Source organism: Gracilibacillus boraciitolerans JCM 21714 (assembly GCF_000521485.1).
Lineage (GTDB): Bacteria > Bacillota > Bacilli > Bacillales > Amphibacillaceae > Gracilibacillus > Gracilibacillus boraciitolerans.
Window position 1 is genome coordinate 1 of the sequence record NZ_BAVS01000042.1, and the last position, 20,322, is coordinate 20,322.

The window sequence follows — 20,322 nt, forward strand, 5'->3', positions numbered from 1 at the left end:
CCACACACCACATGTATATAAATAAAAAGGAGGGAGAGAGAAGTTCCCTCTCCACAATATATTATTATTTAGATTCACCAGCAGTTTGCTGAGCTTCAAAAGTCCAAGTAAGTTTTAATTTATCAGCTTGGAATTGATTTTGATCTTCACCATTGTCTACAAACTCAAAAAGTACATCTAAACTATCAGTATCTCCGGCTTTTAAGCCGTCGTCTTCACCCCACCATTCAAATATATCGTTTGCAACAGCGTCTGGTAATGTTGGATCTGCTTTTAACTCGGCTAATGTTGTTGACCAAATAACATTTTCAGGAATTACTCCTACAAATGGAAAAGAAGTACCTTTATCATAATTATTTACAAAATGAACAAGTATGTGCTCACCGAAATCTTCGGTATTATCCCCCCCATGATAATCAGATGTAGTATAATCAGTATTGATATTAATACTATAAATATCAAGCGTCCCATCATTAATAAGTTCAAAAGAACGGTACATCCAATCCCCTGGCTTTATGTCTGAAACCTCAATAATAGTGGTTGGGTCAACTGACAAATCTAAAGTACCGGCAGCGAATGTATTGTTGGTTACTTCTTCATCACTGAAATACGCATATGTACCTCCTCCTACCAGTGCTAAACCAAGTGCTGCGGACGCCATACCTAAGCCTAACTTTTTCTTTAATGACATATATAATTCCTCCTTTATTTGTTCTTTATTAAGAACATTAGAATTTATTATACATGGGCTATTTAAAATATCAAAGTATTAAAAAGAACTGTTTTAAGCATTAATAATAAATTTTTCATTGTTTTTCTTAAATTATCTTGATATTTCTCTTATTATCATAAATATTTTTGTTTAATGCGTTATAAAGAACTTAAGCAACTATTAATATGAATAATGTGTGTGCATCAACTAAAATACAGTAAAAAAACTATCTATAAATACTTTTATAGATAGGAATGCTCATTTTATATTAATGTCGCTTATTCAGCCATAAAACACCGGATTTTGCTAAACGAGGCAAAAGTCCTGTGATTGGTTGATGATACATATTGCCGAACCCTTCCGATTTTCCAAGAGATCCTAATTGACCTTTTAACTTAATAGGTTTGGGTTTACGTGGTTCTTTATCATTTAAGACATCTGCCAGAATATCGCCAATCTGCTCACCCTGGCTTCCGGCAAGCTGGGCACTCGGTGAATTGTCAGAAGACGCACAATCCCCCCCTACTACATATATTTTGTTATTTGAAGGTACTTGATAAAAATCGTTTATTACGATTTTTCGTGCCGATCTTTTTCAAAAGGTAAACTTCTTACTAAATAATTTGGTCGGACACCCGCTGTCCAGATAATGACGTCACTTTCGATACCTTCGCCATTATTATAAAAAATCCCTTCTGCAACTAATTCTACGTTGGAGTGGTGTAAGATTTCTACTTGATTCTTTCGGAACCATTCTTCTACATAGGATTGCACTTTTTCATCAAAGGCAGATAATACAGTTGCTCCACGATCTAATAAACGGATATTTAAGTCTGGTCTGCTTTCTCTAATTTCGGAAGCGACTTCAATTCCACTCAGGCCAGCTCCGACAACCGAAACTTGGCTGTACGCTGATAGATTATTAACCTTAATACTAGCTTTGCGGGCACTTGAAATCGATTGGACACTTTCTGTATACTCCATTGCTCCCTGGATACCGTGATAGTTATCTTCACAACCTAGTCCGATTAATAAGTAATCATATTCTACGGCAATTTCATTACCTTTTAATCGAATCAACTCTCTGTCAGTATTGATTTCAATAATCTCCCCAAATATATATGAAACCTGTTCGTGTAAAGGAAAATCAATTCTGACTTCTTTATCCGCTTTTGTTCCTGCTGTAATCGCATAAAATTCTGTTTTTAATGAATGATATGGATTACGATCAATTACTGTGATCTGGACATCCTTTGGTATATTGTTATCCAGTAATTGATGCAGGGCATTCATCCCACCATATCCTCCACCGATTAAAACAACCCTCTTCATTTAAAAAACCCCCCCTGTCTATCGTGAAATCAAAAAACTCTTTATAGATAGTTTCCCATTCTTATCTATAATTAGACTACCAAAATTAGTCCGATAAAACTATACAAAAGGGTAAAAAACTATTCAATATTCAAAAGTTCCATTATTCAGAAAATTTAAGAGTAATTTTTTGCCTATTTTATAAAGAAATGTTATAAAAATAATATAGGTAGTGTAAACGCAATCATACAGTAGAGGAGTTTTTCTCATGGAGTTACTACAAATTCAACAAACAGCCACCAGGATCAAAACAAATGTAAAGCAAGTGGTGGTAGGACAGGAAGATACGATTGATCTTTTGTTAGTAGCAATGGTTTCATCAGGTCATGTGTTATTAGAGGACGTTCCAGGTACAGGGAAAACATTGCTGGCAAAATCTTTAGCAAAGTCACTAGCCGGTGATTTTAAACGAATTCAGTTTACACCTGATTTATTACCAAGCGATATTACAGGCATTCATTTTTACAGTCAACAAAAAGGCGAATTTGAATTTCGCCCGGGTCCGATATTTACAAATGTGTTGTTAGCAGATGAAATTAATCGTGCGACACCTAGAACACAATCCAGTTTGTTAGAAAGCATGGAAGAACGTCAGGTTACGATAGATGGAAATACACGTACGTTAGCAAAACCATTTTTAGTGATCGCCACTCAAAATCCGATTGAAAGTCAAGGGACCTTCCCTTTACCTGAAGCACAATTGGACCGCTTTTTATTAAAAATACATATGGGATATCCAACTCGCGAACAGGGGGGGATTGAAATATTAAAACGCTTCAAGTCGGCGAATCCATTAGATACACTGCAATCTGTCGTTACGGTTGAGGATATTGTGGCGATGCAACAGATTTATAGCGAAGTAGAGATAAGTGATGATGTGTTGCACTATTTAATCGATGTAGTCGAAAAAACACGTGAGCATAATAATGTAGCGTTGGGTGTCAGTCCGCGTGGTAGTCAGGCATTATTAAAGGCAGTTCAAGTATTCGCTTTATTACAGGGTCGTACCTATGTGATTCCCGATGATATAAAAAAATGACTAAACCTGTTCTTGGCCATCGCATTGTTTTAGCACAACGCATTGGGGTAAAACAAGGTGAAGTGGATGCTGTATTAACAGAAGTTTTAGGACAAGTGCCAGTGCCAACTGAAAAGGCAGGCATCCATGCATGAATATCGCCTGGGTCATCGTCGTTTTATTAATCATTATCTTTATGCAGGGAATCATCTATAGTAAATTTGGTCTAAAAGGGATTACATATAAGAGAGCATTTAGTCAAGACACCGTATTTGAAGGGGGGGAAACAATCGAAATGGTGGATGAAATCGCAAATAAAAAGCTGCTGCCAATTCCCTGGATTCGATTGGAGTCGAAAATGAGCCCTCACCTTTTAACGCATTCAGAAAACGCTCAGGACAAAGAGGAAGGGGAAATATTTCACCGGACCCTTTTCAGTTTGTTACCCTATCAAAAAATCACTAGGAGACACCAGTTAATCGGCTCAAAAAGAGGTTATTACCCATTGAATACAGTATCTGTCACGACAGGGGATGGGATTGGCTTTGGCGAAGTGTTTGATTCATTTGAAGCAAGTACTGCCGTGACGGTTTATCCTGCAATCGTCCCACTTGAGGAGATTCCATTACCCTCTCACAGCTGGTTAGGGGGGGATATCACGGTGAAACGATGGATTGTGGAAGACCCTTTTTTGCAAGCTGGTATTAGAGAGTACCAGCAAGGTGATCCATTGAATGCTATTAATTGGAAGGCAACTGCAAGAACTCAGGAGCTGCAAATTAATAAAAAAGACTATACAGCTGATCATCATTTAATGATTTACGTGAATTTTGATTCGAACGAAGATATCCGTATGCCAATTGAACAGCCGAAAATAGTGGAAAAAGGTTTATCCTATGCCGCATCTTTAGCTAACTATACGATCGAACAAGGCATTTCAACAGGCTTTGGCTGTAATGGGTACTATGTAGAGCCATTTACCAATTCAACAGATCGAATAAAACCTTCTGTTCGTGTAGCTCCTTCTAATAGCGGTCAACAAATTGGTTATATTTTCGATGCCATTGCAAAAGTTGAAATGGACCGAAGTCGTAATTTTAGAGCATTTTTACAAGAAGATGTCGAACAAGGCCTGACAAAAACAGATATAATTATTTTCTCGCTTCGACGCACAGAAAAAATGAATAGGCAAATTGCATATTTAGAGGAATTAGGGAATGCAGTCGAAGTTGTTCTGCTAGAAGAAGGTAAAGGTGGTGAGGCTGATGTTAGTTAAAGTAAGGTCACACCTTATATCAATGGTTCATGGTCTGATCGAATTTATTGGTTTTTTTCCATTGTTTCTACTAATAGCAGTACTGTTTTTCAATGATTCCCATAAATATAGCTGGTTTCTATCTCTTTTCGTTTTGTTTGTGGCTGGTTATTTTCTGAGACAAATGTTACAAAACCGTTGGATCGCCTTGATAAGCGCTGCTGTCTTAACTATTTTATTAAGTTTAATCATGATAGCAAATATTTGGTCGCTGATATTTAGTGTCTTATTCGGTTTAATCTCCTCCTATCGTGGTATTCAACATGCAGAAAGTGAATGGCAGGAGATCTTGCCGAGTCGTATTCTTTGGGCAATCAGTATGCCACTATATTTTATTGGTTATATCCTTTTTATAAATATGGATGCCTTATATCGATATCAGCATCTGATTAGTTACGTAGGATTTTTGTTTATTATTGTGATGCTGTTTATTACCAATCATGAGCATTTACAAAAGGAGTCTCTGGCAAGAGACAAAAAGAAAAAAGTCGGATCTGAAATAAAGAGACTAAATCGTATGTATTTAATTTTCACATTAATTCTTGTCTTTGCTATTACTAATTTTCAAGTAGTGCAAGCAGCCATATATAATGGTGTGAGATCCATCATTGAATCTGTCATATGGCTAGCTTCGTTATTTAATCAGGACTCAGAAATTATCCAAGACGAACCCCAACAAGCTCAAATGCCGGCTTTTCCGGAAGTAGAAGCACAAGAGCCATCCGTGTTTGCCGAGTGGATGGACCGTATCACATTTGTAATAGGCTTCTTGTTTTTAGCAATTTTAATCATCGTATTTACAGCTGTTGTATTTAAAAAATTTAGAAGATTGCTTAAGAATGTATTCATTTCGTTATGGCAATTAATTAAACGCGTGATAGGAAAGAAACAGGCAGTTGAAGCAACAACAGATTATGCAGATGAAAAAGAAAGCCTATTTGACTGGAAAAAATGGCGACACCAAAATCAGCAAAAAATAGAAGCGGCTTTTATTCGAGTTACACAAAGAAAGCCAAAGTTTGAACAAATGTCCAAAGAAGAAAAGGTGAGATTTTTATACCAGCAGATCGCCAGGAATATGACAAAACAAGAAAAATGGCGATCGTCTATGACAGCGCATGAAGTCTTTGCTTTAACTAAAAATGAACACTCTCTTCAGCAATTAGAGAACTGGTATGATGATATAAGATATGGAGGTAAAAGTTTACAGGATGAAAGTGAGCATTCACTTAATGAAATTTGGGAAAATTTCAAAAACCATGCATAACTGTTTTTTTGTTCCCGTTATATATTATGGTTCTTTTGATCTATTAAAGATATGACTATCTTGTCCGATAATAGAGATAACAACTACTTTAAAGGACGTGAGAGTATGAGAATAAGCGGTTTCGCAAGTGGGATGGATATCGATCAAATGGTCAAAGACCTGATGAAAGCCGAGAGCATGCCACTGCAACGAATGCAACAGGAAAAACAAACATTAGAATGGAAACGTGATGATTATCGTTCAATCAATACGCTTTTGTTAGACTTTCGTTCGACACTTACCGATATGAGAATGACGACAAGTTATCGAGCACGTGAAACTTCTTCAACTAATGAAAATTTAGTAAGTGCAACTGCGAGTAGTGCGGCAAGTCAATCCTCTTTTAGTTTATCGGAAGTTAGCCAATTAGCCTCCTCAGCTACTTGGGTGAATGAAGGGAAAATTTCTGACAGTAATATAGATCCAACTAAAGGGATGTATGCTCAAGATGCTTTTACTGGAAATTTTGAATGGCAGCAAGGTGCTATCTTTAAAGAGACAGTAACAGCTACATCAAATAATCAGACTATCGCAATTGATTCAACCACTGGGAATGTTCAAACAGATGCAGTTAATGTCCAAATTAACGGTAAGGGGGGGTTTGAGGTGGTAACCGAAGAAGTTTTGGCTGGAGAACCATTGGCTGCAAATCAAGCTTTATTAAAGGATGGCGAATTAACTTTTGCGGATGGTGTATTAAAAGCAGACGATAAAGTTTCCGTGCAGTTTGTAACAGATGGTCAAAAAAACGATTCCGTTGAACTTGCTTCAGCAGCAAAAGCTTTTCAACTTTCAGGTGGTTCAATTAGTACGGAAAATTTTCAATTAACTGTGGATGCTGTTAACTATACAATTGGTCCTGCATCACAAAATGAAAATGAATATTCGTTGATAGATGAAAATAGTAATTCAATCGGAACCTTCAATGTAAATACAGGCAGAATAACATTTACTGACGAACAGCCTGAGGGTACAGTGATAGATGCGAAATATCAACAAAATTATGCTGCGTTTTCAGTCGGTGCCGAAACGTCAAAAGGGACAACCTATCAAAACTTCTTGTTACGGGTAATGAATCATTAAATCAAGTTATCAATCATGTCAATAGTGCTAATATTGGTGTCTCCATGATGTATGACTCTTTTTCGGACAAAATGTCTATGAGAAGAACAGAAACAGGTAAATTTTCTGAGACAGGTCAAGATATGAAGATTAGTGGTAGCTTTATGTCAGATGCTTTACAATTTAATGTGGCTACAAATTATACAGAGGGAAAGAATGCGATATTTACAATAAATGGCTTGGAAACTGAAAGAAACACGAATAATTTCCAAATTGATGGTGTAACCTTTAACTTAAAACAAACCTTTGCTGCAGCAGATGGTCCTGTAACAGTTGGTGTTACTAACGATTCAGATGCAGTATTCGAAAATATCAAGAAATTCGTTGAAACATATAACACCTTGATTGATGAAATAAATGGAAAAGTTACGGAAGAATATCACCGGGATTATAAACCATTGACTGACGATCAGCGCGAAAGTCTTTCTGAGAAGCAACAGGAAGATTGGGAGAAAATGGCTAAAAGTGGATTATTGAGAAGAGACACCATGTTACAAGGTGCATTGTCAACGATGCGTACAGACTTTTATTCACCTGTAAACAATGGAGAATCAGCAGGCTCGTTTAATCAGTTAGCTCAAATCGGTATTACAACGACTAAAAATTATATGAGTGGTGGAAAGCTTGAAATTAATGAAGCGAAATTAAAAGAAGCAATTGAAGGCGATCCTGCAGGCGTAGAAAATCTATTTCGTGGAGATGGAGAAGGATATGGTGAAAAGGGAATTGCACGTCGTTTAACCGATTCTGTTAATAGCACTATGGACAGTATCTATGAAAGAGCAGGTCGTGCAACTGCTACCAACCAGCAATTTACCATTGGCCGTAACTTAAATGATGTAGAAGAACAGATTCAGCGTTTCCAGGATCGTTTAACTCAAATTGAAGACCGTTACTGGAGACAATTTACTGTAATGGAAAAAGCAATGCAGCAGGCTAATCAACAGGCATCTTATATGATGCAACAATTCGGTGGTATGGGTATGCAATAATAAAAACGTCAACTTAGAAAGGGGGGGGCTCTAGTATGGATATAGCTGCAATGTCAGTAATCATGAATCAGGCACAAGTAAAGCAACAGGCAAGTGTTTCCTTAATGGACAAAGCACTTAATCATGCAGAATCTCAATCTAGTGACATGATTAAAATGATGGAAATATCAATGCAGTCACATTTGGGAAGTAATATTGATATAAAAAGATGAGCAGCGCAAGGAATTCAGATATCTTCTGAATTCCTTTTATATATATCTGGTTTTATTTCAGAAGGAATGACTCAGTAAAATTAGTAAACAGCTAAACTTTTTTACTACTTAAGCCGATAATAATAGAAACAACTAAATAGGAGATGAAAATTATCATGGAAGTTGGTAAAATGATCACTGGATCTCCACTATTACACACTGAACAGACAATTGAGCAATCCACAACTGTAAGAGAGAGATCCAATAACCATGAACAAGAAAAAGCAAAATTATTGAATGGAGAAGAAGAACTATCAAAAGATCAGGCTCAAAGCATGGTTGATGGTATTAATTCTTTCTTAATACCTGCTAATACCAGTATTCGTTATGAGTTACACGATAAATTAGATCGATATTATGTAACAGTAGTCAATCAAGAGACAGATGAAGTAGTGAAAGAAATTCCAGCGAAAAAATTACTAGATGTTTACGCATCAATGGCTGAATTATTAGGATTTATAGTAGATGAAAAAATATAAGTAAGAATTAGAGGAGCGTACGTTTTATGGCTTTCCAGCAATATCAAGCATACCAAAACAACTCTGTGAACACGGCATCACCAGGAGAATTAACATTAATGTTATATAACGGATGCTTAAAGTTTATCAAGCAGGCTAATAAAGCAATCGAAGACAAAGATTATGAAACAAAAAATGAGATGATTAAAAAAACGCAGAATATCGTACGTGAATTAATGATAACATTGGACCAAGAAGCAGCTATCACGAAAGAAATAATGCCCTTGTACGATTTTGTCAATCATGCATTGATGCAAGCTAATATTAAAAATAACGTGGATCAGTTAGAGCAAGCAAGAGCAATTATTCAGGATTTCCGTGATACATGGAAAGAAGTGATTAAACAGGAACGAATTCGTCAGCACGGTCAAGGTGTTAAAGCCTAATGAAACCAATAGCAGAATATATTCAGTTAACGGAAAACATGCTCGAATTATTTGAAAAAGCGTTAACGAATGAGCAACGTGAAAAAGTCATAGATCAAATCAATAAAACGATTGAAGAACGTGAGACATTAATAAAAGAAATTAAACCACCCTTTTCTGATGAGGAAAAGGAATTTGGAAAAAGAGCTATTTCAATGGATCAACAATTGAATCGCAAATTACAAACCGTGTATCAACTTTTAAAAAAAGATATGCGTAATGCCAAAAAGCAACCCCGTTCCAATAATTCCTATTTAAATCCATATAAAAGCGTCGCAAGTTATGACGGAAGATTTCTAGATTCCAAAAAATAAAAATAAAATCTGAACAATGGGCGAATTCGAAGATTAGAACTTGCTAAAGTTCAGATTTTTTTAATGGAACAGAAAGAAGATTATGCGACATAATTCTTGCGATAATTTTGAAATTGTTTTCCTGCTGAGCAGCCGCTCCGGCTACCCACGCCCCCCCCGGAAAGCGAAGTGGGCAAGCCGGAGCGGTTATTACATCTATCATCCTTTCAGAATTACTACCAGTAGATTGAAGTTATGTCGCATTACCTTCCTTATATGCAACTTAATACTTGCATCTTTCGACTTTTCAGTCGAAAATAATTAATCTATTCCTGCCTGATTTTTGTCTTTTTCCAAGAGAATATACTAGGATAATGAGAGAATTATAAAGTTTGTAAAGCTTTTGTTAAAAATTTATCATTTATATTGACTTATTACTCGTTTAATCATCCTAACTGTGGTATTATTAAACTATAACTCATATGAGTTATAGTTTGAAAAAGGAGGGCACTTTTTATGAAATACAACATTCGAGGCGAAAATGTAGAAGTGACTAATGCAATTAAGGAGTATGTCGAAAGAAAAATCGGTAAATTGGAACGATATTTCGATACCCCCCCTACTTCTGATGTAAATGTGAATATAAGTGTCTATAATGAAGAGCAGCAGATTGAAGTAACCATTCCGATGACAAACTTATTATTGAGAGCAGAAGAACAACACGTAGATTTATATGCTGCTATCGATCTTGTTGTTGACAAGCTAGAAAGACAAATTCGAAAGTATAAAACAAAAGTAAACCGTAAATTCCGTCAGCAAGGGTCTCCAAAACACGTATTTGCGGAATTGGAAAAAGAAGCGATGGAAGCAAGAGAGCTAGATGAATATGAAGATGATGCAATTGAAATCGTTAGAACAAAACGATTTAACTTAAAACCAATGGATTCTGAAGAAGCAGTATTGCAAATGGATATGTTAGGACATGCTTTCTTCGTTTTTGAAAATGCAATAACAGGTAATACAAACGTTGTATATAAACGCCGTGATGGCAGATATGGTTTAATTGAACCCAGCTAAAATACTTAATCTAAAAGCAACCTGCTGAATGCAGGTTGCTTTTTAATGGATTGTTGTCATTTTTATGCAGCTAATGTTATGATAGATAATGGAAAATTATTTTATATTCTTTTATCGATTTTAAGATAAAGAGGAGCGACGGGAATGCGTGAATTATTAAAGAAAGTGTTCGGCGATTTGAATCAAAAACAATTAAAAAGCTTAGGAAAACTTGCAGATGAAGTAGATGCGCTAGAGCCATCTATACAGCAATTATCAGATAATGAACTACAAAATAAAACAGAAGAATTTAAAGAACGCTATCAAAAAGGCGAAGATCTTGATGACTTATTAGTGGAAGCCTATGCGGTCGTGCGTGAATCTGCAAATCGTGTCCTGGGTTTACGACCATTTTATGTACAAATCCTAGGTGCAATTGCAATGCATAAAGGTGATATTGCTGAAATGAAAACTGGGGAAGGTAAAACACTTGCCTCCACAATGCCTGCCTATTTAAATGCGATAACAGGTAAAGGTGTTCATATAATTACGGTTAACGATTATTTGGCGGAACGTGATGCGCGTGAAATGGGAGAATTATTTCAATTTTTGGGATTAACTGTTGGCTTAAATCAAAATGCAATGACCAAGGATGAGAAAAGAGAAGCATATGTAGCAGATATCACGTATGGTACGAACAATGAGTTTGGTTTTGATTACTTACGTGACAATATGGTTCTATACAAAGAACAAATGGTTCAACGTCCATTACATTTTGCAATTATTGATGAGGTTGACTCTATTTTAATTGATGAAGCTCGTACCCCCCCATTGATTATTTCAGGTACAGCAGAGAAATCTGCTAACCTCTATCAGCAGGCCAATACGTTTGTGCGAACATTGAAAAATGAAGAGGATTATACCTATGATGAGAAATCTAAAGGAGTGCAGCTAACAGAAGAAGGCAATAATAAAGCTGAACGCTTCTTTAACATTGAAAATCTCTATGATTTAAACCACGTAACATTAACCCATCATATTAATCAAGCATTAAAAGCACATGTTGCTATGCATCGTGATACAGATTATGTTGTGGAAGAAGAACAAGTAGTGATCGTGGATCAATTTACTGGTCGTTTAATGAAAGGTCGTCGCTATAGTGATGGTTTACATCAGGCGATTGAAGCTAAAGAGGGACTTCAAATCCAGAATGAGAGTATGACACTTGCGTCGATTACCTTTCAAAATTATTTCCGGATGTATGAAAAACTTGCTGGTATGACTGGTACCGCAAAAACGGAAGAAGAGGAATTTCGAAATATTTATGCAATGGATGTTGTCTCCATTCCTACCAATAAACCGATTGTTCGTGAAGATAAGGCAGACTTAATTTACAAGTCAATGGATGGCAAATTTAAAGCAGTTGTGCAGGAGATAAAAGATCGTTATGAGAAGGGACAACCTGTTTTAGTTGGTACAGTTGCAGTAGAAACATCTGAACTAATATCCAAGCTATTGACTCGTGCAGGAGTTAAACATAATGTATTAAATGCCAAGAACCACTATCGTGAGGCTGAAATCATTGAAAATGCCGGTCAGCCTAAAGCAGTCACCATTGCAACAAATATGGCTGGCCGTGGTACAGATATTAAGCTGGGAACAGGCGTAACAGATTTAGGTGGGCTTGCTGTTATTGGTACAGAACGTCATGAATCAAGACGTATCGATAACCAGCTTCGTGGTCGTTCAGGTCGTCAAGGGGGGGATCCAGGAATAACAAAGTTTTATCTTTCGATGGAAGATGAGTTAATGCGTCGCTTTGGATCTGACAACATGAAAAATATGATGGAACGATTAGGAATGGATGACAGTCAGCCAATTGAAAGTAAAATGGTTTCCAGAGCAGTTGAGTCTGCTCAAAAACGTGTAGAAGGGAATAACTTTGATGCACGTAAAACCGTTTTATCTTATGATGATGTGTTACGACAACAGCGAGAAATCATATATAAGCAGCGATTTGATGTGATTGATTCGGAAAATCTTAGAGGAATCATTGAACAAATGGTCCAAACAACGGTTGAAAGTGCTGTAGATACCTATATGATAGATGAAGATTCGGAAAACTGGAATCTGTCAGGCTTAACTGAATATTTACATGGTACCTTAATCGAATCAGATTGGATTACAGAGAAAGATCTTGAAGGGAAAGATAAGAATCAAGTGATTGATCTGATTATGACTAAGATCAAGGAAAAATATGATCAGAAAGAAGAAGAATTTACATCAGCAAAAATGCGCGAATTTGAAAAAGTAATTTTACTTCGTACTGTTGATTCAAAATGGATGGATCATATTGATCAGTTGGACCAACTACGGCAAGGTATTCATTTACGGGCATATGGACAAAATGACCCGTTAAGAGAATATCAAATGGAAGGCTTCTCCATGTTTGAACAGATGATTGCCTCTATCAATGAAGAAGTAGCTAAATATGTGATGAAAGCACAGATTCGCGAGAATATAAAACGCGAAGCAGTAGTTAAGAATACACAGGCAGTATCTGGTGGCGATCAATCAAAGAAAAAAGGTAAAAAAACCATTTATAAAAGCACAAACGGTTGGTAGAAATGATCCATGTCCATGTGGAAGTGGAAAAAAATATAAAAATTGCCATGGACGTTAAAGTATAAATGAGGTGGAAAGATGGAATTAGTAGAAATAAAGCAAGAGTTAGAGAAAATGGCTAAGCGTTTAGCTGACTTTAGGGGGTCTCTTTGACTTAGATGAGAAGAGAACTCGTATCGCAGAATTAGAGGATACTATGTCAGATCCCAGTTTTTGATGATCAACAAATTGCTCAAAAAACAATTAATGAAGTCAATGGCTTAAAAGAATTTGTTAATGCTTTTGACCGGAATGAGGAAGCATTAGAAAACGCAGAAGTGACCTATGAATTAGTAAAAGAAGAAGCAGATAAAGAGCTTCGTAAGGATCTTGAGAGGGAAGTACAAGAATTAACGGAATCATTAAATCGATTTGAATTATTTATTCTTTTAAGTGAACCATATGATAAGAACAACGCGATTCTGGAGTTACATCCAGGTGCAGGTGGCACCGAATCACAGGATTGGGCAGGTATGCTGCTAAGAATGTATACAAGATGGGCTGAAACAAAAGGATTTAAAATAGATACCCTTGATTATCTTCCGGGAGAAGAGGCAGGTGTCAAAAGTGTTACTTTGTTGATTAAAGGGCATAATGCCTATGGATATCTTAAAGCTGAGAAAGGTGTCCACCGTCTTGTCCGGATTTCACCTTTTGATTCATCAGGACGTCGACACACTTCGTTTGTTTCATGTGATGTGACACCAGAACTTGATGATGATATCGATATTGATATTCAAACAGAAGATTTAAAAGTTGATACCTATCGCTCCAGTGGAGCAGGTGGTCAGCACGTTAATACAACGGATTCCGCTGTTCGCATCACACATTTACCGACAAATACTGTTGTGACATGTCAATCAGAAAGATCGCAAATTAAGAACAGAGAACAAGCAATAAAAATGTTAAAAGCGAAACTTTATCAGCTTGAAATTGAAAAACAACAGCAAGAAATGGCAGATATTCGTGGAGAACAAAAGGAGATTGGCTGGGGGGGCAGTCAAATTCGTTCTTATGTTTTTCATCCATATGCCATGGTCAAAGATCACCGTACAGATCATGAAACGGGTAATACTCAAGCAGTGATGGATGGGGGAGTTAGATAATTTTATTGATGCTTATTTGCGTTCAGTAATGAATGATTAAAAAACGAGCAAAGGGGGGAAAAAATTCCTTTTTGCTCGTTTTTATTGTGTGAAAATTCTGAAATGGAGTGAAATTCATGATAACTAGATATCGAAGAAAACAAATGCCGAATATGCTGCGCCAAATATTAGATTATACTTATGTCCTAATTGGTGCATTTTTTGTTGCAATAGCGTTTAATTTATTTTTATTACCAAATGAAATTGCCTCAGGTGGTGTAGCAGGTGTCAGTACCATAACTAAAGCATTGTTTGATTGGGAACCTTCCATTGTCCAATGGGCTCTTAATATTCCCTTATTTATTGCTGGTGTGATGATTTTAGGTAAAAATTTTGGAACAAAGTCGCTGGTGGGTACAATTGTTTTACCTTTCTATGTATTTCTAACTCGAGATCTTCAGCCTGCAACAGTTGAACCACTGTTAGCAGCAATTTTTGGTGGAATAATCGTTGGAATTGGCATCGGTATCGTTTTTAGAGGAAAAGCATCAACAGGTGGTGTGGATTTAGCCGCTCAAATTCTACATAAGTATACAGCCTTATCACTTGGTGTTAGCTTAGCAGCCTTCGATGGTTTAATAGTTATTACCGCTTGCTTTGTATTTTCAGTTGAACAAGGATTGTACGCGATTATTGCATTGTTTATAACAAGTCGCACTATCGACTTTGTGCAAGTAGGTCTAAATACCTCTAAAAATGTTATGATTATAACGAATCAACCTGAACAAGTTCGTCGAATTCTGTTGAATGATATCGATAGAGGTGTTACCATTTTTAATGGATCTGGTGGTTACACCGATGAAGATCGGAAAATTTTAATGTGTGTGGTGCAACAGAATGAATTTAGCAAAACTACGCAAGCTTTAAGGTCAATTGATCCCGAAGCTTTTGTTATTGCAATGAATGCTACTGAAGTATTAGGCGAAGGATTTAAAAGATGAATCTAATCTCATGGAAAGGATTCCGAAAGATGGATTATTATGTAATTATTTTAATGTTTTGAAATGAAATTGTAATAAAATTTTAGGATAAAAATAGCGAAAATGATGTTATAATGTAATCAGTAGAAATTGAAAGCGAGATAAATGTTCGTTATTTCGAGAATTAGCACTATAATTTGATAAAAAGGTGATTACTTTATGATAGAGATGAAAAATTTATATATGACCTATCCTAACGGTGTGGTTGCATTGAATGGAATAAATGTGACTATAGAACAAGGAGAATTTGTCTACATAGTTGGACCGAGTGGTGCAGGTAAATCAACATTCACAAAAATGTTATTTAGGGAAGCATTACCAACAGAAGGCTCTGTATTTGTGAATAACAAGGATATACGAAAGCTAAAGTGGAAGGAAGTTCCTTATTTCAGAAGGAATATTGGTGTAGTTTATCAAGACTTTCGATTGTTACCAAAGTTAAGCGTATATGAAAATATCGCTTTTGCGTTGGAGGTAATTGAAGAGACGCCGAAAAATATTCGTAACCGTGTCATGAGTGTGCTAGATCAGGTAGGCCTGAAAAACAAAGCACGGTTTATTCCGGACGAGTTGTCTGGTGGAGAACAACAGCGTGTTGCAATAGCTCGCGCAATGGTTAATCGCCCGGGTTTACTTATCGCGGATGAGCCTACAGGCAACTTAGATCCAGAAACTTCCTGGGAGATTATGGCGATATTAGAGGAAATTAATGCTAGTGGTACAACTATTTTAATGGCGACTCACAGTAAGGAAATTGTAAATACAGTAAAAAAGCGTGTGATTGCAATGGAAGATGGCATGATAGTACGCGATGAGCATCGGGGTGAATATGGTTATGAAGCTTAATACCATGAAGCGACATTTTAAAGAAGGCGCACGTAATATATGGCGCAATGGTTGGATGACAGTAGCTTCTGTTGGTGCTGTAACTACCACACTTATACTCGTTGGCGTTTTTCTAGTCTTGATGCTAAACCTTAATCATATTGCAAATGAGTTAGAAGGTGATGTGCAAATCAAAGCCTTAGTCGAGTTAACAGCTGAACAGAATGATGTTAACCAAATCGAAACGAAAATTAAAAGCATCGATGAAATTGAGAGTGTTGAATTTCTGACCAAGGAAGAAGAACTGAAAAATTTAATTGAAAGCATGGGAGATCAAGGCAAGGCATGGGGGACTATATGAACAGGATAATCCATTAAATGACGCATTTGTTATTAAAGCAACAGATCCACTTGAAACGGAAACAATTGCGAACGAAATTGAACAGTTTGATTCCGTTTATCGTGTTAATTATGGACAAGAGTATGTAGATAGTCTATTTAAATTTAACGAATATGCAAGAAATATAGGTCTTGTTTTAATAATAGCTTTAGTTTTCACAGCTATTTTCTTAATTTCAAATACTATTAAAATTACAATTCTAGCTCGTAAAAAAGAGATTGGAATTATGAAGTTAGTCGGTGCTACTAATAATTTCATACGTTGGCCATTTTTTGTGGAAGGATTGTTATTAGGGGTGTTAGGAAGTTTGCTTCCGATTGCAGTTATATTAGTAGGATATTATTTCTTAACGCAAAATTTAGGATTAATGCAACAGTTTGACTTTGTCAAAATATTGCCGTTTTATCCATTTGCTATTCAAATATCTGCTTTAATAATTGGAATTGGTGCAACAATTGGAGTTTGGGGGAAGTTTAATGAGTGTCCGGAAGTTTTTAAAAGTCTGATAGGATACGAGAAATGTCTGAGAGGGGGAAAATACAGTGAAAAGATTTTATCTAATTCTTACATTTTTACTTTTTTCTAGTTTACTTTCTTTCACAACAGTTTTTGCTGAATCAAAAAGTGAGTTGAATAGTAAAATTAACGAGCTAGAAGATGAAAAAAGTGAAATTAATGAAAAGTCTAATGGCATATCGAACAAAGTGAGTGATACTGAAGAAGAAATTGAAGAAAATCAAGAACACCAGGGTCAAACGAAAAGCGAAATCGACGATATAAACGGGGAATTAGAATCGACACAAGCTCAATTAATTACCAAAGAAAATGAAATTGCAGCAACTAACAATAAAATCATAGAGACAGAAAATGCAATTACTAAAACAGAAGAAGAGATAACTAAATTAAAAGAAGAAATTAAAAAACTTAACGAAGAGATTAAACAGCTTGAAGAAAAAATTGCTGCAAGAGAAGATTTATTAAAAAGCAGATTGCGTTCGATTCAGCAAAATGGTGGAAATACAAATTATTTAGAAGTGATTCTAGGCGCTCAGAACTTTGGTGATTTTATTAACCGTGCAACAGCAGTTAACAAAATTATGGACTCTGATAAAAAAATAATGGAAGATCAGCAAAAGGATAAAGAACAGATAGAAAAGAATAAAGTGGAAGTTGAAGCAAATAAGAAAGAAGTGGAAGATAAACAAGCAGCATTAGAGGATAGTAAAACGGAATTGGAAAACACGAAATCTAATTTAGTAACTCAACAGCAGGAATTAGATCAAATTAAGTCAACATTGAATCAGCAAAAATCGAATAAGCAAACTTTAATGTCTGAGTTAGAATCAGAAGAAGAAGAGTTACATGATCATAAAATGAGTTTATCAGAAGAACAAAATACTCTTCGAAATCAAGCAGCTATGATAGAAAAAGCGAAAAAAGAAGCACAACAGCAGATTGAACAACTAGCTGAAGAACAGCGAAAAGAAGAAGAGCGACGAAAACAAGCAGCAGCTAATAATAATAATAGTTCTAATAGCAGCTCAAGCAAAAGTTCTAACAGCAGTTCTGATAGCAATTCTAATAAAAGTTCTAACAGCAACAGCTCATCTTCACCATCATTATCAGCAGGTGGTAATGGAAGTCTAATTTGGCCGGCATCGGGTAGAAATACTTCTGGATATGGTTATCGTAGCTTTAATGGTGGAGGATTCCACTATGGAATTGATATAGCGAATGGCAAAGGTACGCCAATTAAAGCAGCAGCTTCTGGAGTGGTAACAAGAGCAGATTATTCATCTAGTTTTGGAAATGTAGTGTATATTTATCATCCAGGTTTAAATATTACAACAGTGTATGCACATTTAAATTCCAAAAGTGTTTCTTACGGTCAATCTGTTTCTCAAGGTCAGTTAATTGGCGGAATGGGTAATACAGGAGATTCTTTCGGGGATCATTTACATTTTGAAGTACATAATGGTGGATGGAGTTACCACGGAGCTATAAATCCATATAACTATTTACCTTAAATATAAAAAATAAAAAGACATCACAAAATACTTGTGATGTCTTTTTTAAACAGTCATAATATATAATAGAGAAATTTTTTAGAAATGGATAAGTTAGTACGTTTTTAATAAGGCTATGGGGGGGTGGAAAAATGAATATTAAAAGAAGATATCTAGTGATTATTGTAGTTGTGGCAATTGCCTTGGGTGCAATTGGAAGCTACGTCGGATTGTCTATGTTTGCGAATGGAACAAGCTTAGGTAACGAAGGAATGTCCAAATCGGATCGTGATTTATTGTCACAGCTATCCGATCAAAAGGAGAACATGGAGGAAAATATCGGAAAAATGTCTAAAGTTGCTGACGCATTTTCTATTATAAAGGAGAATTATGTAGAAGATGTGGAAGAATCTCAGTTAATAGAAGGTGCTATTCAGGGTATGCTTAGTTCTTTGGAAGATCCGTATAGTGTTTATATGGATCAGGAAACCATGGAACAATTCAATGAACAAATTGAGTCTTCCTTTGAAGGAATAGGTGCAGAAGTATCTATGAAGGAAGATAATGTTACGATTGTTGCCCCCCCAATAAAAGATTCGCCTGCAGAGAAGGCAGGATTAAAGCCAAATGATCAAGTTTTATCTGTTGATGGAGAAAGTATAGATGGATTAGATTTATACGAAGCTGTTAATAAAATTCGAGGGGAAAAGGGTTCTAAAGTTGTACTTGAAATTAATCGGCCTGGTGTAGAAGAAACATTAGAAATAGAAATAACAAGAGACTCTATTCCATTAGAAACAGTATATGTAGAGACAAAAGAACAGAATGGTAAACTGATTGGTATTATTGAGCTTACTTCTTTCTCAGAGAATACCGCAAATGATTTTAAAAAAGAATTAACTGACTTGGAAGAGCAAGGAATAGATGGTCTGGTCATTGACGTACGCGGAAATCCTGGTGGGCTTTTACAGTCAATAGAAAAGATATTGAAAGAATTTATTCCTGAGGATACTCCATATTTACAAATAGAGGATCCGAGTGGTAAAAAAACTAGGTATTTTTCAGATTTAAAAACGGGAAAGACTTATCCTGTTGTCACACTGATAAATGAAGGAAGCGCATCGGCATCAGAGATATTAGCTGCTGCTCTAAATGAAGGGTTAGACTATGATATCGTAGGAGAAACATCATTTGGAAAAGGCACTGTACAACAAACTGTTTCGATGGGCGATGGCAGTACGATTAAAATAACACGATTTAAGTGGTTGACACCTGAAGGAAATTCTATTCATGAAGTGGGTGTAAAACCAACCATTGAACAGAAAATGCCTGATTATTATTACACGAATCCAATTCAGATTGAGGATGCGTTAGCATTGGATGAAAGTGATAGTAAAATTGAAAATGTCCAAATCATGCTGGAAGGTTTAGGCTATAAACCAGGTCGCACGGATGGCTATTTTAATAAATCAACTCAAGAAGCAGTTGAAAATTTCCAACGTGATAAAGAAATAGAAGTTACAGGTGTCATTGATACAAAAACAGCAGAAGTATTACAGACAGCAATTATTGAAAAAGTTCGAGATGGTGAAGATGATCTTCAACTCGAAAAAGCGATCGAAACCTTAACTGACTAATAAAAAAGCTTTAAACTTGTGCAAATAAATAAGCTTATGCCCAGTATCTTAGAGACCATCTTGAAAGATTTTAACTGCTAAACAGTCGCTCCGGCTGTCCGCTTCCCTTTCCATGGGGTTTTCTTTACAAAGTTAGCTGAAGACACGCCCCCGGAAAGCAAAGTGGGCAAGCCGGAGCGACTGTTACGCATAGAATTCCTTTCAAAATGACTATTTTGACCTATAATTACTCCTCATCAGTTACAACGTATAATTTTCCTTATGTTTTTCAAGTGATTTGTTAACT

At 36.0% G+C, this 20,322-nt stretch carries 15 protein-coding genes and 5 pseudogenes; 17 read left to right on the top strand and 3 right to left on the bottom strand.

The features are described from left to right. Positions 1-64: 64 nt before the first annotated feature. Positions 65-691, bottom strand: coding sequence for a TasA family protein (locus tag JCM21714_RS16215; RefSeq protein WP_035725949.1), 627 nt, complete (start codon positions 689-691; stop codon positions 65-67). A 289-nt stretch (positions 692-980) separates the two neighbouring features. Further along, positions 981-2,044: pseudogene (locus JCM21714_RS16220) on the bottom strand (NAD(P)/FAD-dependent oxidoreductase). Between the two features lie 247 nt (positions 2,045-2,291). Between JCM21714_RS16220 and JCM21714_RS16225 the strand changes: the two are divergent. The 9 genes and pseudogenes from JCM21714_RS16225 (at position 2,292) to fliT (ending at position 9,344) form a co-directional block, all read left to right on the top strand. Continuing rightward, a pseudogene (locus JCM21714_RS16225) lies at positions 2,292-3,256 on the top strand (AAA family ATPase). Further along, a complete protein-coding gene (locus JCM21714_RS16230) occupies positions 3,253-4,377 on the top strand; it encodes a DUF58 domain-containing protein (protein WP_035725951.1) in 1,125 nt (374 codons plus the stop codon). The pseudogene JCM21714_RS16225 and the gene JCM21714_RS16230 overlap by 4 nt, the downstream one beginning before the upstream one ends. Beyond that, on the top strand, positions 4,367-5,683 hold the full coding sequence (locus tag JCM21714_RS16235; protein WP_035725954.1) for a hypothetical protein: 1,317 nt from the start codon (positions 4,367-4,369) through the stop codon (positions 5,681-5,683). Before JCM21714_RS16230 ends, JCM21714_RS16235 begins: the two co-directional genes overlap by 11 nt. A gap of 105 nt (positions 5,684-5,788) precedes the next feature. Then, positions 5,789-6,805: a flagellar cap protein FliD N-terminal domain-containing protein gene (locus JCM21714_RS22375; RefSeq protein WP_052000822.1), complete on the top strand. Its 1,017-nt coding sequence runs from the start codon at positions 5,789-5,791 to the stop codon at positions 6,803-6,805. A 77-nt stretch (positions 6,806-6,882) separates the two neighbouring features. Further along, positions 6,883-7,836: a flagellar filament capping protein FliD gene (gene fliD, locus JCM21714_RS22380; RefSeq protein ID WP_235182979.1), complete on the top strand. Its 954-nt coding sequence runs from the start codon at positions 6,883-6,885 to the stop codon at positions 7,834-7,836. 35 nt (positions 7,837-7,871) lie between these two features. Further along, positions 7,872-8,048 (top strand): YjfB family protein, encoded by a 177-nt coding sequence (locus JCM21714_RS19585; protein WP_084040908.1) that lies wholly within the window; start codon positions 7,872-7,874, stop codon positions 8,046-8,048. A 155-nt stretch (positions 8,049-8,203) separates the two neighbouring features. Then, the gene (gene flaG / locus JCM21714_RS16245; RefSeq protein ID WP_035725956.1) at positions 8,204-8,566 is read left to right on the top strand and encodes a flagellar protein FlaG; all 363 of its coding nucleotides are present in this window, start codon (positions 8,204-8,206) and stop codon (positions 8,564-8,566) included. 26 nt (positions 8,567-8,592) lie between these two features. Further along, a complete protein-coding gene (gene fliS, locus JCM21714_RS16250; RefSeq protein ID WP_035725959.1) occupies positions 8,593-8,991 on the top strand; it encodes a flagellar export chaperone FliS in 399 nt (132 codons plus the stop codon). Next, positions 8,991-9,344: a flagellar protein FliT gene (gene fliT, locus JCM21714_RS16255; protein WP_035725962.1), complete on the top strand. Its 354-nt coding sequence runs from the start codon at positions 8,991-8,993 to the stop codon at positions 9,342-9,344. Before fliS ends, fliT begins: the two co-directional genes overlap by 1 nt. A 43-nt stretch (positions 9,345-9,387) precedes the next feature. Here fliT and JCM21714_RS20275 read toward each other — a convergent pair whose 3' ends face one another. Then, positions 9,388-9,546 (bottom strand): hypothetical protein, encoded by a 159-nt coding sequence (locus JCM21714_RS20275; RefSeq protein ID WP_158413547.1) that lies wholly within the window; start codon positions 9,544-9,546, stop codon positions 9,388-9,390. 293 nt (positions 9,547-9,839) lie between these two features. Here JCM21714_RS20275 and hpf point away from each other — a divergent pair, with 293 nt between their 5' ends. From hpf to JCM21714_RS16295, 8 genes and pseudogenes are all read left to right on the top strand, one after another. Beyond that, positions 9,840-10,400, top strand: a complete 561-nt coding sequence (gene hpf / locus JCM21714_RS16260; RefSeq protein ID WP_035725963.1) for a ribosome hibernation-promoting factor, HPF/YfiA family — start codon at positions 9,840-9,842, stop codon at positions 10,398-10,400. A 144-nt stretch (positions 10,401-10,544) separates the two neighbouring features. Then, positions 10,545-13,062, top strand: a pseudogene (gene secA, locus JCM21714_RS16265) (preprotein translocase subunit SecA). A gap of 20 nt (positions 13,063-13,082) precedes the next feature. Then, a pseudogene (gene prfB, locus JCM21714_RS16270) lies at positions 13,083-14,189 on the top strand (peptide chain release factor 2). Between the two features lie 76 nt (positions 14,190-14,265). Beyond that, a complete protein-coding gene (locus JCM21714_RS16275) occupies positions 14,266-15,129 on the top strand; it encodes a YitT family protein (RefSeq protein ID WP_052000826.1) in 864 nt (287 codons plus the stop codon). Between the two features lie 198 nt (positions 15,130-15,327). Continuing rightward, positions 15,328-16,014 carry a cell division ATP-binding protein FtsE gene (gene ftsE, locus JCM21714_RS16280; protein WP_035725965.1) on the top strand — a complete coding sequence of 229 codons (687 nt, stop codon included), beginning with the start codon at positions 15,328-15,330 and terminating at the stop codon, positions 16,012-16,014. Then, a pseudogene (gene ftsX, locus JCM21714_RS16285) lies at positions 16,004-16,899 on the top strand (permease-like cell division protein FtsX). The gene ftsE and the pseudogene ftsX overlap by 11 nt, the downstream one beginning before the upstream one ends. A gap of 36 nt (positions 16,900-16,935) precedes the next feature. Continuing rightward, complete coding sequence (locus JCM21714_RS16290) at positions 16,936-18,420, top strand: murein hydrolase activator EnvC family protein (protein WP_035725966.1); 1,485 nt, start codon at positions 16,936-16,938, stop codon at positions 18,418-18,420. A 131-nt stretch (positions 18,421-18,551) separates the two neighbouring features. Then, positions 18,552-20,036, top strand: a complete 1,485-nt coding sequence (locus JCM21714_RS16295; RefSeq protein ID WP_035725969.1) for a S41 family peptidase — start codon at positions 18,552-18,554, stop codon at positions 20,034-20,036. Positions 20,037-20,322 lie beyond the last annotated feature (286 nt).